At 38.3% G+C, this 13,710-nt stretch carries 14 protein-coding genes; 12 read left to right on the forward strand and 2 right to left on the reverse strand.

The window, feature by feature from the left end:
• The first annotated feature begins 2 nt into the window (after positions 1-2).
• From ODR02_RS09260 to ODR02_RS09315, 12 genes are all read left to right on the forward strand, one after another.
• The gene (locus ODR02_RS09260; RefSeq protein ID WP_309512242.1) at positions 3-2,261 is read left to right on the forward strand and encodes a PAS domain-containing hybrid sensor histidine kinase/response regulator; all 2,259 of its coding nucleotides are present in this window, start codon (positions 3-5) and stop codon (positions 2,259-2,261) included.
• A gap of 568 nt (positions 2,262-2,829) precedes the next feature.
• Positions 2,830-3,303 carry a Dps family protein gene (locus ODR02_RS09265; RefSeq protein WP_209784665.1) on the forward strand — a complete coding sequence of 158 codons (474 nt, stop codon included), beginning with the start codon at positions 2,830-2,832 and terminating at the stop codon, positions 3,301-3,303.
• 54 nt (positions 3,304-3,357) lie between these two features.
• A complete protein-coding gene (locus ODR02_RS09270) occupies positions 3,358-4,053 on the forward strand; it encodes a LytR/AlgR family response regulator transcription factor (protein ID WP_209784666.1) in 696 nt (231 codons plus the stop codon).
• Between the two features lie 107 nt (positions 4,054-4,160).
• Complete coding sequence (locus ODR02_RS09275) at positions 4,161-6,368, forward strand: hybrid sensor histidine kinase/response regulator (RefSeq protein WP_209784667.1); 2,208 nt, start codon at positions 4,161-4,163, stop codon at positions 6,366-6,368.
• 12 nt (positions 6,369-6,380) lie between these two features.
• Positions 6,381-7,439 (forward strand): NADH:flavin oxidoreductase/NADH oxidase, encoded by a 1,059-nt coding sequence (locus ODR02_RS09280; RefSeq protein ID WP_309512244.1) that lies wholly within the window; start codon positions 6,381-6,383, stop codon positions 7,437-7,439.
• Positions 7,440-7,461: 22 nt separating this feature from the next.
• Complete coding sequence (locus ODR02_RS09285) at positions 7,462-8,013, forward strand: antibiotic biosynthesis monooxygenase (protein ID WP_309512245.1); 552 nt, start codon at positions 7,462-7,464, stop codon at positions 8,011-8,013.
• 203 nt (positions 8,014-8,216) lie between these two features.
• Positions 8,217-8,774, forward strand: a complete 558-nt coding sequence (locus tag ODR02_RS09290) for a hypothetical protein (RefSeq protein WP_209784670.1) — start codon at positions 8,217-8,219, stop codon at positions 8,772-8,774.
• Between the two features lie 132 nt (positions 8,775-8,906).
• On the forward strand, positions 8,907-9,953 hold the full coding sequence (locus ODR02_RS09295; RefSeq protein ID WP_309512246.1) for a cupin domain-containing protein: 1,047 nt from the start codon (positions 8,907-8,909) through the stop codon (positions 9,951-9,953).
• 5 nt (positions 9,954-9,958) lie between these two features.
• Complete coding sequence (locus ODR02_RS09300; protein ID WP_209784672.1) at positions 9,959-10,558, forward strand: YoaK family protein; 600 nt, start codon at positions 9,959-9,961, stop codon at positions 10,556-10,558.
• A gap of 96 nt (positions 10,559-10,654) precedes the next feature.
• Positions 10,655-11,116: a redoxin domain-containing protein gene (locus ODR02_RS09305; RefSeq protein WP_209784673.1), complete on the forward strand. Its 462-nt coding sequence runs from the start codon at positions 10,655-10,657 to the stop codon at positions 11,114-11,116.
• A 2-nt stretch (positions 11,117-11,118) separates the two neighbouring features.
• Positions 11,119-11,637: a DsbA family protein gene (locus ODR02_RS09310; RefSeq protein WP_209784674.1), complete on the forward strand. Its 519-nt coding sequence runs from the start codon at positions 11,119-11,121 to the stop codon at positions 11,635-11,637.
• A 49-nt stretch (positions 11,638-11,686) separates the two neighbouring features.
• Positions 11,687-12,508: an alpha/beta fold hydrolase gene (locus ODR02_RS09315; RefSeq protein ID WP_209784675.1), complete on the forward strand. Its 822-nt coding sequence runs from the start codon at positions 11,687-11,689 to the stop codon at positions 12,506-12,508.
• Between the two features lie 91 nt (positions 12,509-12,599).
• On the opposite strand, the gene ODR02_RS09320 is transcribed toward ODR02_RS09315, so the two are convergent.
• Together ODR02_RS09320 and ODR02_RS09325 are read right to left on the reverse strand one after the other, a co-directional pair.
• Positions 12,600-12,806 carry an ArsR family transcriptional regulator gene (locus ODR02_RS09320; RefSeq protein WP_077416025.1) on the reverse strand — a complete coding sequence of 69 codons (207 nt, stop codon included), beginning with the start codon at positions 12,804-12,806 and terminating at the stop codon, positions 12,600-12,602.
• 46 nt (positions 12,807-12,852) lie between these two features.
• Positions 12,853-13,653: an HAD family hydrolase gene (locus tag ODR02_RS09325; protein ID WP_309512247.1), complete on the reverse strand. Its 801-nt coding sequence runs from the start codon at positions 13,651-13,653 to the stop codon at positions 12,853-12,855.
• Positions 13,654-13,710: the final 57 nt, after the last annotated feature.

Below are 13,710 nucleotides of genomic sequence, written 5' to 3' on the forward strand. Positions count from 1 at the left end.
ATATGGAAACCAAATTTCACAATTTACTCGAGAGACAGATAAATAAATATCTTACGGCAGATTGCAAAAATCATCCGCAATTTAAAAATTTTATTCACGCAGTTAATGAATCATACAAATCATTTGAAAGAGATAAAGAACTCATGGACCACGCTTTTAAACAAAGTGAAGAAGAATATCAGGAACTTTATCAAAATCTTAAAAATGAAAATACTCTTAAACAGGAATCTGTCAGCAATCTATATGAGTCATTAGAGATTATTGACTCCGATATTGAAATAAAAAAATCAGACGATCTTAAAGAACTATCACTGTATCTCTCTGAACAGCTGAAAAAAAGAAAAAGAGCAGAAGATTATATAAAGCAGCAAGAGGAAAAATACCGGAATATTATTGCTAATATGAATTTAGGGCTCATTGAAGTTGATAATCATGAGATTATCCGTTACGCTAATCAGAGCTTTTGTGATGTTTCAGGTTTTGAACTTGATGAAGTAATTGGTAAAAACCCCAGTGAACTTTTCCTGTATGGAGAAAATAATATTCGTTTTTTACAGGATCAGATAGAATTAAGAAAAAAAGGAGTCTCCAGTGTATATCAGCTTTCTGTTAGGAATAAAAGAGGTGAAATAAGATGGTGGGCAATAAGTGGAGCTCCCAGTTATGATGACCAGGGAAACTTATTAGGTTCTATAGGGATTCATCTTGACATTACCGACCAAAAAAAACTGGAAGACGAATTAAAACTGGAAAAATCAAAAGCCTTGGAGGCATCAAAGGCAAAGGAGGTTTTTCTGGCCAATATGAGCCATGAAATCCGAACACCTCTTAATGGAATCATTGGTTTTTTGCGTGAACTTAAGAGAAGCCGCCTATCGGAAAACCAGCAAGAATTTGTAGAAAACAGCTATAATGCTTCACAGCATTTATTATCAATTATCAATAACATACTTGATATCTCTAAAATTGAATCCGGAGAAATGTCTCTGGAAAACAAAAGTTTTTCGTTAAAAGATAGCATTCAAAAGGTTATTTCTATTCTCAAACCAAAAGCAGATGAAAAAAAACTCCAACTGATTACCCATTTTTCCTCTGATATTTTTTATGTTTTGAAAGGAGATTCTTTAAGACTTGAGCAGGTTCTATATAACATCATTGGGAATTCCTTAAAATTTACCAATGAGGGCCAGATCTATGTTGAATCCAAGGTCCTGAAAAGTTCTCCCAACCAACAAACTATTTCAATTAGTATTACTGACACGGGTATTGGAATGAGCGAAGAATATGTACGCGATATATTCAAAAAATTTAATCAGGAAGATAGCTCAATTTCAAGAAAATATGGGGGCACAGGTCTTGGAATGTCTATTACACGAGAACTTATTCATCTTATGGAAGGTGAAATTAATGTAAAAAGTGAAAAAAACGCAGGTACATGCATTGAAATAACTTTACTTCTGGACAGAGGTAATGAAGAAGATCTGGAAAAAAATGACTGGCAAAATGAACATCTTTCCATTGCAGGTACAAGAGTTCTGCTGGTAGAAGATAATGCCCTTAATCAGCTGGTTGCCGAAAAGTCACTAAAACATTTTAAATGCAGCATCGCCAAAGCTGAAAATGGTAAGATAGCCTTAGAAATGTTAAGAAGAGAAAAATTTGACATTATTTTGATGGACATGCAAATGCCGGAAATGGATGGTATCGAAGCAACTAAAATATTAAGAAAGGAACTTGCGATTAAAACTCCTGTGATAGCACTCACGGCAAACGCTTTTAAAACAGAAATAGATCATTGCATTAATGCAGGAATGAATGATTATATCACAAAGCCTTTTAATGAAGAAAATTTGCTGAATACAATTTATAAGTATGTCAAAATTCATGAAAAAACAGCAAAGACAGTGTCTGATACGCATGAAAGACTCTACAATCTGAAAAGCATACAAACCCTCAGCAGAGGTGATAAGGAATTTATGCGGAAAATGATCTCAGTATTTATTGCGCAGACTGAAACGACAATTCTATTGGTTGAAAAAGCATTTCAAGAAAAAAACTATAGCGAAATTGCAAAACTTATGAATAAAATAAGACCAGGAATACAGTCTATAGAAATAACTTCTATTGTGAACATTGTAAAACAGCTTGAAGTACTTGCAATGGAGCAAAATAAAAAATTCCCTGAATTATATTCCTTATTTGAAAAAATAAAAAAGACCCTTGAAAAAGTTGTGATTCAATTAAAAAGTGAGATTCAATAAATTTAAAACTCTTTATTGCTGATGATGAGAAATTTTTATTCACAGGTTTTCAGCAGTATCTGAAATTAGCTGTAAGTCCTGTTACCCCTGGACTTAAACCGCTATAAATCAATTTATTATAATTTTTTGATATTAATTATTTATAAGGCTATAAGTTTTTAATTATACCAAATTACACTGATCTAATGATTGTTTGTACATTCATAATTAGAAAAATAAAATGCCATCTAAGTGCCCCGTCAGATATAGATTTAAAATACTTTTATAAAAGACTGAAAAATAGTAGTAGAACTTAATACTTATGTTGATCAGTCCATATGGCAGCAATCGCTTACCCTGCTCAGGAGCTGGCGGAAGGAAGTCTTGCCTTTTAAAAAGACTCCTTTACAACTAATCAATTTCTGTTACAGTATTCTGAAACTTCATTAGTACGTACCCGAAAGCTGAACTTATCCGTTTTTCACCGATTGATTCTGCCTGTTCGCCGAAAATACAGATCGTTTTATAGGATTATAACTGACCTTTACATCAGGAAAAAAGCAATAATGCCAACTAAAATCTTATTATTATGAAAACAAAAATCGGAATTACAGAAAAAAATACAGAAGCTGTTGCAGAACAATTAGCAAAATTATTAGCAGACGAAACGCTTCTTTACATCAAAACAAGAAACGCTCACTGGAATGTAACCGGAGACAACTTCCACGCCAACCACATTTTCTTTGAGGAACAATACAGACAACTGGATGGAATGATTGACAGCGTTGCTGAACGCATGCGTAAAATCGGACATTATGCACCGGCAACTATGAAAATCTACCTGGAACTGACTCATTTAACGGAGTACAGCGAAAGAACAAATGACGGGCTCGGATACATGAAAGATTTATTAAGTGATCATGAAAGCATCATCGAATTCCTTCGGGGAAATATCACTCCATTTGCTGAAACTTATAAAGATTACGGTACCAGCGATTTTATTACAGGTCTGATGGAAACCCATGAAGAAATGGCATGGATGATCCGCTCCTATTTCAGATAACACAAAATAAAAAAGTTATAATTATATTTGTGTAAATCATAAACAACTATACCAATGAAAGCCTTAATCGTTGATGATAATGATATTGCAAGAACAACATTAGCACACCTCGCCAAACAGGTTCCAGATCTTTCCATTGTCAGCGAGTTTTCCAATGCCATAGAAGCTTATCATTATCTTCAGTCCAATTCCATCGATCTGATATTTCTCGATATAGAAATGCCGGAAATGACAGGGATTGAGCTTACGAAAACGCTTTCTGGTAAAGATACTATCATCATTTTCACCACCTCAAAAAAGGAATATGCGCTGGAAGCCTTTGAGCTTAATATTGCAGATTATCTTCTGAAGCCAATTATGCCGGTAAGATTTCTGCAGGCAGTAAGCAAGGCACAAACTATTCTTGAAAGCAGAAAAGAAAATGTAGAAATCACAAGGGATGAGTTTCTTTTCGTGAGGGACTCCAATATTACTAGGCGTTTAAAGCTGGATGATATTTTCTATGCGGAAGCCATGGGTGACTATGTAAAGTTTTATACCAAAGAAAAGATGTTTGCCATTCACGGTAAAATGAAAACAGCAGAAGAACGTCTTCCTAAGGATCATTTTATAAGAGTTCACCGCTCCTATATTGTTTCTGTCGGTAAAATTGACACCCTTCAGGATGGAGGTATTATGATCAACGGTAAATTCATTCCTGTGGCAGACGCATACAGGAAAGCTCTCAATATACGAATGAATGTCTTTTAGCCGTTACTGGCCATCAGAAATTCGATTCCTTTTTTGATCTCAATTCCCGAACATTTGAAGGTTAATCAACCTTTATCGGTATTTTATTTTAAATCAGACCGTTAATTATGAAAAATAGATCTTCAGTAATGGATAACAAACGATTCAGCTATTTTATTATCCTGACCTTTATTTCGGGCTCACTCCTATTGATAGCTGTTCAGCTCAATTCTGCAGGAAATACCAAGGCACTGATTCAGAATAACAATACCTTGCTGAGCGAATTGCGTTCAAGCAATCATTTACGGGAGATTGATCGTGATATTCTGGGAGTGGAAAGCAGAATCAGAGCTTCTATTGCAACGAATGATACCACCCACCTTGAAGGCATTGACAAAAAAATCAGCCAGATTGAAAATTTTCTGGATTCTCTTTCCAAAGACAATGTAAACGCTGAAGAAGAAAAGCTGATCCACAGGTTAAGTGTTCTTGCCATGGAAAAGAAAACAACCAAAGATAAACTCTTGCACCGTTATCTTTCTGTTGGAAACATGGACGATAATACCTCCATTGCCAATCCGCGTGCGAGAAAAATTTCTAATGAAATCACCAGCATTACGGCTAAAATATATGAAAGCAGAAAACTGAATATGGTTGAACTCAGCCAGAAAAGTGAAGAAATGGGACAAAAAGCAAGATTCTACGACATCTCATTGCTGATCTTACTTATACTGAGCGGTTCTGTTGTTGGATATCACATCCTCAGACAGTTTAAACGCCAGAGGTTACTCATAAACGAACTTGATATTGCGGAGAAAAAAGCATTGGTGGCGGCACAAACCAAAGAAAATTTCCTTGCCAATATGAGCCATGAAATCAGAACTCCTTTAAGCGGAATTCTCGGTTTCACCAATTTACTTCAGAAGCGCCCGCTGGATGAAACTTCAGCAGAATTTGTCTCTTCAATACAACGTTCCGGAGAAAACCTGATGTCCATCATCAATGACATTCTTGATTTATCTAAAATAGAAGCCGGAATGATGCGCATTACCCCTGGAATCTTCAGTATCAACGGGTTGGTCAATTCCGTAGAAACATTTTTTACTGAACGGGCCAGAGAGAAAGGTCTTACCCTCTCAAGTACAATTGATCCTTCCATTCCCGACACTTTGGTGGGAGATGCCACAAGACTGACCCAGATTTTAGTCAACCTCATCGGAAACGCGATAAAATTTACCCACCAGGGAAATATTGCTGTTGAAATCTACAGTAAACAGCAAACGGAGAAGGAAGCCGTTCTGGGATTTAAGATTTCAGATACAGGAATTGGAATTGACAAAGAAAAGCTCACCGAAATCTTCGAAAGATTCAACCAGGGAGAAGATTCAACCACAAGAAATTACGGAGGAACAGGATTGGGCTTATCCATCGTGAAAAGCTTAATCATACTGCAGAACGGAAACATAGAAGTGAGCAGTGAACAAGGCAAAGGAACTACATTTCACTTCTACATTCCTTACGGAATTGCTGAAGAACAGCTTACAGTACTTCCAGCTGTTGATCCTCAATATTTTAAAGATAAATCCAACACGCCCCTGAAGGTTCTGGTGGTTGATGATAATGTCATTAATCAAAGCCTGATGAAACATCTTCTTTCTCAATGGAATATTAATTTTCATATTGCATCGAACGGCCTTGAAGCAGTAAGCTATCTCAAAAACAATGCGTGTGACCTGGTCTTAATGGATATACAAATGCCGAAAATGGACGGATATGCAGCTACGCAGAAAATGCGGGAAGAACTCAGACTGGATATTCCGGTCATCGCAATGACCGCCCATGCGCTGGCAGGAGAAAGAGAAAGATGCCTGAGCCGTGGGATGAATGAATATATTCCTAAACCTGTTAATGAAGAAGAGTTGTTTATGCTGATTTCGAAACTCGGGTTTAAAGAAAAGAATAAAAACGAAAAGAAAACCGAAAATCCATCTTCAGGTTATCAATATATTGATCTCACTTATATGCAGACGGTAAGCGGTGGCGACAAAAGCTTCGAACAAATGGTTACCCAACAGTTTATTGAAAACATTCCCAATCATATACAGAAACTGACAACGGCTTACGAAAACAAAGATTTTCAGGAGGTAAAACTGTGGGCTCACGATCTGAAATCCAGCATTACCATCATGGGATTACATCCTCTGTTAAAGGAAAAAATTGATATTCTTGAAACAGCATCAGCAGAAAGCTCTGATCTCCAAAAAATACTGGCAGAAGTACAGAACGTTTTGCTGGAAGCCGTTTCTGAAGCTGAAGCATTTTCAAAAACAATTTAAAAATAAGAAAAAATGAATTTATTTTCACCCATACACATTCGCAGTCTTACATTAAAGAACAGGATTGCATTATCTCCTATGCAGCAATACAGTGCAAAAAACGGAGTTCCCGGCAACTGGCATTTCGTTCACCTCGGAAGCCGTGCTGTTGGTGGCGCGGGATTGATCCTTACCGAATGTACAGCCGTTTCAGAAGAAGGTCTGGCTACATTATCCGATGTTGGGATCTGGAACGAAGAACAGAAAGATGCATGGAGTAACATTGTAAATTTTGTACATGAACAGGATGCAAAAATAGGAATTCAGTTGTGGCATGCAGGGGGAAAAGGAAGCCTTAAGCACCCGAATGAAAGAATGAAGCCTCTCACTCCGGAAGAAGGTGCCTGGGCTGTAAAATCATCCTCTGCTCATGAGTTCAATGGAGTTTTTGCGGAAGAACTCACGATGGATGAGATCCGAGAAGTACAAACAAAATTTGTTAAAGCAGCCCTTCGTGCTGTTGAAGCGGGTTTTGATATCATAGAACTTCATGCGGCACATGGTTACCTATTCCATCAGTTTTATTCCGCAGTGATCAATAAAAGACAGGATGAATATGGCGGAAGTTTTGAAAACAGAATCCGTTTTCTTGTGGAAACAGTCCAGGAAATCAGGAAAACTATTCCTGCTGAAATGCCTCTTTTCGTAAGAATTTCTTCTACTGATTATATAGAAACAGAGGAAGCCTGGACTCTGGAAGACAGTATCAGACTTTCGGAAATCCTTAAAGAAAAAGGTGTAGATTTCATTACGGCATCCGGCGGCGGATTTACCAATGTAAGCAAGGATAAGGTATTTCCGGGATATCAGGTTCCTTTTGCAAAAACGATTAAAGAGCAAACCGGGATTTTAACAGGAGCTGTCGGAATGATTACGGAAGCAGAACAGGCCAATGATATTATTGCCAATGGAGATGCAGATCTGGTGATTATCGCCCGGGAACATCTTAGAGATCCTTATTTTGCGATTCATTCAGCCAGAACATTAGGGGTTGAAACAGAGATTCCGTGGCAGTATAAAAGGGCCTATTAAATTAACCAATAAAAAATCAGTTATGGAAAATCAAGGTGCCTCCGTAGTGATTACCCATCATATTCTGAATGGAAAACAATCACAGTATGAAAAATGGCTGGACGAAATTGTACCTGTTACTAAACATTCTGAAGGCTTTATTGATCTTCAGATTATTCGTCCGATTCCTGATCTGACTTTTGTATACACTGTCATTATCCGTTTTGATACCATTAACCATCTTAAAAGCTGGATGGAGTCAGATAACCGGAAAAAACTTATTGAGAAAGCTAATCCACTGTTCAGAAAAAATGACCACTACCAGATCAGATCCGGGTTGGATTTTCTTTTTACTATAGAACATGAAGGGAATAAAGTTCCGGTACGCTGGAAACAGTTTCTGGCCACCTGGTCAGCCATTTATCCGCTGTCCGTACTTATTCCTGCTTTGATAATTCCTTTTTTACGGTTTTTACATATTCCGGCCAATCATTATTCTGATGGATTCATCAATTCGGGAATCATTGTTTTTCTGATTGTATTTATCGTGATGCCCAATTATACCAGACTGATCAAAAAATGGCTGTATAAATAACCACATTTAAAAATTAACCACTATCAATCACTGTAACCCACAGTGATTTTTTGTTTTCAGGAACGTGCGCCCTGCTACCATTTGAACATCACCAGCTTATTCAACGACACTTTCCGCCTGTTTACCGAACAGCAGTCAAAATTAAAATGACCGGGTTATAGCTTTACATCATCAATAAGATAAACAATCAAAAATAAATTATTATGGAAATCTTACAAAATCCCGAAAACGCACTATCTCATTCAAGCGTAAACGCCATCATCAATGCACCCATTGAAAAAGTAAATATTGCAGACTGGCTGCTTAATCTGCCGGACGCCGAATACCAACGCTGCTCTACCCAGCATATCGGAGCTGCTATTTCTGTTACTTTCGATGGCAAACCAGTCTCTTTAAATGTGGAAACTATTGGGGATGCACTGATGGTTCAGCATTATGTTGCAGATGTTCACCGTCCTGATTACTGCCGCATGCTTTCTATATCTGATTCAATTACAAAAAACGGACGTACAAAAGTTCAGGTCTTATGGGAACTGAAGGTGACAAAGATTGATAAAAATACCTGTCTTTACACCAATGAAATTCATGCGACAGCCACACCTGAAATGTTTGAGTATCTGAAAGAACACGGGATCAACCTTGCAGATGCTGCTGCATCCAGACAAACAGCTTCTGATGCTCATAATCATGAGGAAACTCCAAACTTTGCAAAAAGTATTGAAAATAAAGCACTGACAGGTCAATATAACCAGCCTTTTTAAAAAGAGCCAAACCCTCTATATCTTCAACGACTCATTTTGCCTTTTCACCGAATGACATCAAGAAAAAGTAAAATTCAGGAGTAGCTTTACAATAGCAAAACAAAGAGAATTAATCACAAAAAAAATAATACTATGAATCCATCATCATTAAGTTTCAGATACGAATTAGAAAAAAAAGAACCGCGTACCAATGACGGCGGTACAACAAGAGGTGCTTCCGTAAAAGAATTCCCTGCTTCTGTAGGTATTGCCGGAGTTTCCATGAGATTACAGCCCGGAAGTATGAGAGAGCTTCACTGGCATGCCAATGCCGCAGAATGGGCTTATGTGATTTCGGGAACGGCACGTACAACCATTATTCATCCGGACGGACAGAGTTATACCGATAATTTTGAACCCGGCGATGTGTGGTATTTTCCGAAAGGTTATGGGCATTCTATCCAGGCTACCGGAACAGAGGAATGTCATTTCATTCTGATTTTTGACAACGGTAATTTTTCGGAAGACCATACCTTCAGCGTTACAGATTTTGTGGCAAGTATGCCTCCTGAAGTTGTTGCCCAAAATTTAGGGCTGAGCCTTGAAGAAGTAGCAGAACTTCCTCAGAAAGAAGTTTACTTTGCAGCAGGAGTTGTTCCGGACGAATTATCTGTGAATGCCACAGCCCGTCCTGAGGAATCAGATATTGAACTGACAAGTCTTCACCGCTATCCTCTGCATTCCCAGCAGCCAAGAATCATTCCCGGTGGAGGGCTGCAGAGACTGGTTACCCGTAAAGAATTTCCTATCAGCACCACAATGGCCGGTTCTGTACTGGAGTTGCAGCCTGGTGCTTTAAGAGAAATGCACTGGCATCCGAATGCGGATGAGTGGCAGTATTTTATATCCGGACAGGCAGAAATGTCTGTATTTCTGGCAGAGGGAGTTTCTGTTACAGAACGGTTCAATGCAGGTGATGTAGGGTATGTGCCTATGGGAGCCGGACATTATATCAAAAATACAGGAGATACAGTCTGTAAAGTGTTGATCGGATTTAATAACGGCACCTACGAATCCATTGATCTCAGCGAATGGCTGGCAGGAAACCCAAAAGATGTGGTCATCACCAATTTTGGACTGAAAGAGGGAGAAATAGAAAAATTTCCGGAAAAGAAAGTATTTATCAAACCTGGAAAATAACTTCTGTGCTTCCGGAAACAAAAATCCTGCTCCCTGACAAGACCGTCAGAACGCAGGAGAAACTGGCAGTATTCCTGGCCTTTATCGCAGGATATACCGATGCTACAGGACTGATACAATGGAAAACCTACGTTTCTTTTATGAGCGGCAATACAACACAGTTAGGAGCAGCAGTTTTCAGTGAAAAATATGATATTATCATCAGTTCTGCCATGGTAATCAGTTTTTTTCTGGCAGGGATTTATACAGGAACTTGCCTATCATTATCAAAGAAGTTCAGAAGCACAAAGATAATCTTCTACACAGTTTCCGGAATCATGATCCTTTATAGTATCACTGATTATTATGAGCATATTACCAATGGAGTGTCCATAGCTGTTATCGGTTTCTCAATGGGTCTTATGAATACCATTGTCACTTCAGTAGGTAACCAGAAGATCAATACCGATTTTGTGACAGGAACTTTAAGCAGCCTGGCAAGAACAGCTGCTCTTTTTGTAATGAGTGATCAGGCAGAGGAGCGGAAGGAATACAAAATAAATCTTTTTCATTTGTTATTCTTATGGATGGGCTTTCTCTCTGTGCTTCAGCTGCTCCTTTCCTGATCTTTTATTCAGGAAACTGGACACTGATCTTTCCGGCAGCCTTACTCCTCATCTGTGCATTAACAATACCAATTCCAACATTTAAAAACTAATCCTATGCTAGAAAAAAATACGGTTGCCCCTGATTTTACATTATTTGCAACCCCAGATCAGAAAATTACCTTATCCGAATTCAGAGGACGAAACGTTATCCTTGCATTTTATCCGGCAGACTGGAGCCCGGTGTGTAGTGACCAGATGGCATTATACAACGAAATGCTAAAGTATTTCAAAAAATATGATGCAGAGATTTTCGGGATTTCCGTAGACAGCAAATGGTGTCACCTTGCATTTTCACAATCAAGAAACCTGCACTTTCCGCTGCTTGCAGATTTTGAAGCCAAAGGAGAAACAGCCAAGAAATATGGTGTTTACAATGACGAAGAAGGAGAATGCAACAGAGCCCTTTTTGTCATCAATAAAGACGGCATCATCGAATGGAGCTACCTCTCACCCACCGCCATCAACCCCGGAGCAGACGGAATTTTGGAAGCATTGGAAAACCTTAATACAAAATAATTATGTCACTAAAACCATCAGTCAGTAATGCTGACCACACTCAGGGCAACTCAAATGCCAGCTTAGTCATTGTAGAATATGGAGATTATCAATGTCCTTTCTGCGGAGCTGCCTATCCGGTTCTTAAAGGGTTAATGAAAGAATTCGGAGATCAGATCAGATTTGTATTCAGAAATTTCCCGCTGTCAGAAATGCATCAGTATGCAAGACAGGCGGCTCTGGCAGCAGAAGCGGCAGCTTTGCAGGGAAAATTCTGGGAAATGCACGATGCCATTTATGAAAATCAGGAATTCCTGAATGACAGTCTCCCGTTAAAACTTGCAGAAAAACTGGATTTAAATATCCCTCAGTTCAAAGCGGATATCCATAAACAGGAATTAGCAGAAAAAGTAGATACAGACTTTGAAAGCGGTATCGTCAGCGGAGTGAACGGAACTCCTTCTTTTTTCATTAACGGAAACAAGTTCAACGGCGGTGCCGAAGACCTTATTCAGCTGGTACGTGAAAATACTGCCTATTAATCAGAAAAATATGTAAACAAAATCAATCATAACATTAAAAATAAACAACATGAGCACACTAACATTAAAAGACGGAACAGAAATTTTTTACAAAGACCAGGGAGAAGGACCTGTACTGATGTTTCACCACGGATGGCCATTGTCCTCAGACGATTGGGATGCACAGGTGATTTTCTTCCTGCAGAAAGGTTACAGAGTGGTTACCCACGACAGAAGAGGTCACGGACGTTCCAGCCAGAATATCTACAATCATACTATTGAGCAATACGCTTCTGATGCTGCAGAATTGGTTGAATTTTTAGATCTGAAGGATGTTGTACACATCGGTCACTCCACAGGCGGTGGTGAAGTGATCCGTTATGTTAACAAATATGCAAACGGAAGAGCTAAGAAAGCGGTTCTAATCAGCGCCATTCCACCGGTAATGGTTAAGAGTGAGAACAATCCTGACGGCGTTCCTATGGAAGTTTTCGACAATATCAGAGAACAGACCTTAAACAACAGAAACCAGTTTTACTATGATCTGACTTTCCCTTTCTATGGCTACAACAGAGAAGGCGCCAATATAAAAGACGGTGTTCAGAGAAACTGGTGGAGACAGGGACTGATGGGCGGAATTGTCGCACATTATGATGGAATCAAAGCCTTTTCAGAAACAGATTTAACTGAAGATCTTAAAGCTGTGGATATTCCTGTTTTGGTGATGCATGGTGAAGATGACCAAATCGTTCCTATTGCCAATGCGGCATTAAAATCAATTAAATTATTAAAGAACGGAAAGCTGATCACGTATCCTGGCTTTCCGCATGGTATGCCAACAACGGAACACCCTACCATTAATAAAGATCTGTTAGAATTTATCAGATCATAAGTACCAATTCTTTTCTAAACAACAAAGATGAACCTTTCAAGGGTTCATCTTTGTATTATTCAGCATGGCATAATACATTGAAAAGTGATTCTTATTCAGTTTTTATTTTCGAAAGGTCAATCCCTAGTTTTGTAAATTCCTCTGTTCCTTTATCTGTAATGTAATATTGCCGTTCGGCAGGATTATCCTTGGCAATCCAGCCCTTCTCTACAAATTGTTCCAGCAGAAGCTGCCCTAATTTCCCTCCAATATGCTCATAGCAGGGTTTGGCGGGTTTTCTTGCGGTTGACTTGTTCATATCCTTATATTTAATAGTGTTTCTGGTAGTATAGTTTTAGGAAATATCAATTCAAATGCAGATAATCCTTAATGGTTTTCAGAACCCCGAAGCTGTCATTGGTACATGCTTCAAAATTAGCGACTTCTTTTACATTCGGGTGGGCATTTTTCATGGCGTAAGAATATTTGGCATTCTTCAGCATTTCTATATCATTCATATAATCCCCGAAAGCCATTGTATTTTCAGGAGAAATGTTTAACGATTTCTGAAGGATTTTCAGAGCGTTTCCTTTATTGATATCCTTATTCATCACATCCAGCCAATGCGCTCCTGAAACAACTATTTCCAGACCAAATTCTTCAAATCTTTTAAGAGCCGGATACAGGTATTTTTCTGAACCATCAGCATGATAGACTGCTATTTTAAAAGCTGTATCATCAATTTTTTTCGTAAGATCATCTGTTTTCATATTTTCGGTATAATACTTTGAGAAAAAATCTACAAACTGCTGATCTTCGGTTTCATAATAAGCCATTTTTTTAGCGGATAATACAGCTTTGGCACCTGGTATTTCACGAACAGCTTTGATGATCTCAACAATATATTTGTATTCCAGCGTATCGGCAAAAAGTTCCTGATCTTTATAGATAACATACCCTCCGTTTTCGGCAATAAAACCAATCTCACTTTCTATTTCTCCGAAGTAATGGGTAATTCCCGGCATCTGTCTTCCGCTTGCGGGTACAAATACAATATTTCTTTTTTTCAGTTCTTTATAAACTTCTGAAAACTCAGGGCTCATTTCATGGCTGGAGTTGAGAAACGTTCCATCCATGTCCGTCACAATTAATTTAATCTGTTCCATAATTTTATTGGGAAAAGCGAAATTCTGTACCTGGCAGAATCATAATTTGCTTATTCT

Origin of the sequence: Chryseobacterium sp. CFS2 (genome assembly GCF_036543225.1) — a bacterium.
Taxonomy (GTDB): Bacteria; Bacteroidota; Bacteroidia; order Flavobacteriales; family Weeksellaceae; genus Chryseobacterium; species Chryseobacterium culicis_A.

What these genes read in the sequence shown, in the direction of transcription:
- ODR02_RS09285 (WP_309512245.1), top strand. Translation starts at nt 7,462, where the DNA reads ATGGAAAATCAAGGTGCCTCCGTAGTGATTACCCATCATATTCTGAAT.
- ODR02_RS09275 (WP_209784667.1), top strand. Translation starts at nt 4,161, where the DNA reads ATGAAAAATAGATCTTCAGTAATGGATAACAAACGATTCAGCTATTTT.
- ODR02_RS09310 (WP_209784674.1), top strand. Translation starts at nt 11,119, where the DNA reads ATGTCACTAAAACCATCAGTCAGTAATGCTGACCACACTCAGGGCAAC.
- ODR02_RS09260 (WP_309512242.1), top strand. Translation starts at nt 3, where the DNA reads ATGGAAACCAAATTTCACAATTTACTCGAGAGACAGATAAATAAATAT.
- ODR02_RS09295 (WP_309512246.1), top strand. Translation starts at nt 8,907, where the DNA reads ATGAATCCATCATCATTAAGTTTCAGATACGAATTAGAAAAAAAAGAA.
- ODR02_RS09265 (WP_209784665.1), top strand. Translation starts at nt 2,830, where the DNA reads ATGAAAACAAAAATCGGAATTACAGAAAAAAATACAGAAGCTGTTGCA.
- ODR02_RS09325 (WP_309512247.1), bottom strand. Translation starts at nt 13,653, where the DNA reads ATGGAACAGATTAAATTAATTGTGACGGACATGGATGGAACGTTTCTC.
- ODR02_RS09315 (WP_209784675.1), top strand. Translation starts at nt 11,687, where the DNA reads ATGAGCACACTAACATTAAAAGACGGAACAGAAATTTTTTACAAAGAC.
- ODR02_RS09305 (WP_209784673.1), top strand. Translation starts at nt 10,655, where the DNA reads ATGCTAGAAAAAAATACGGTTGCCCCTGATTTTACATTATTTGCAACC.
- ODR02_RS09270 (WP_209784666.1), top strand. Translation starts at nt 3,358, where the DNA reads ATGAAAGCCTTAATCGTTGATGATAATGATATTGCAAGAACAACATTA.
- ODR02_RS09320 (WP_077416025.1), bottom strand. Translation starts at nt 12,806, where the DNA reads ATGAACAAGTCAACCGCAAGAAAACCCGCCAAACCCTGCTATGAGCAT.
- ODR02_RS09280 (WP_309512244.1), top strand. Translation starts at nt 6,381, where the DNA reads ATGAATTTATTTTCACCCATACACATTCGCAGTCTTACATTAAAGAAC.
- ODR02_RS09290 (WP_209784670.1), top strand. Translation starts at nt 8,217, where the DNA reads ATGGAAATCTTACAAAATCCCGAAAACGCACTATCTCATTCAAGCGTA.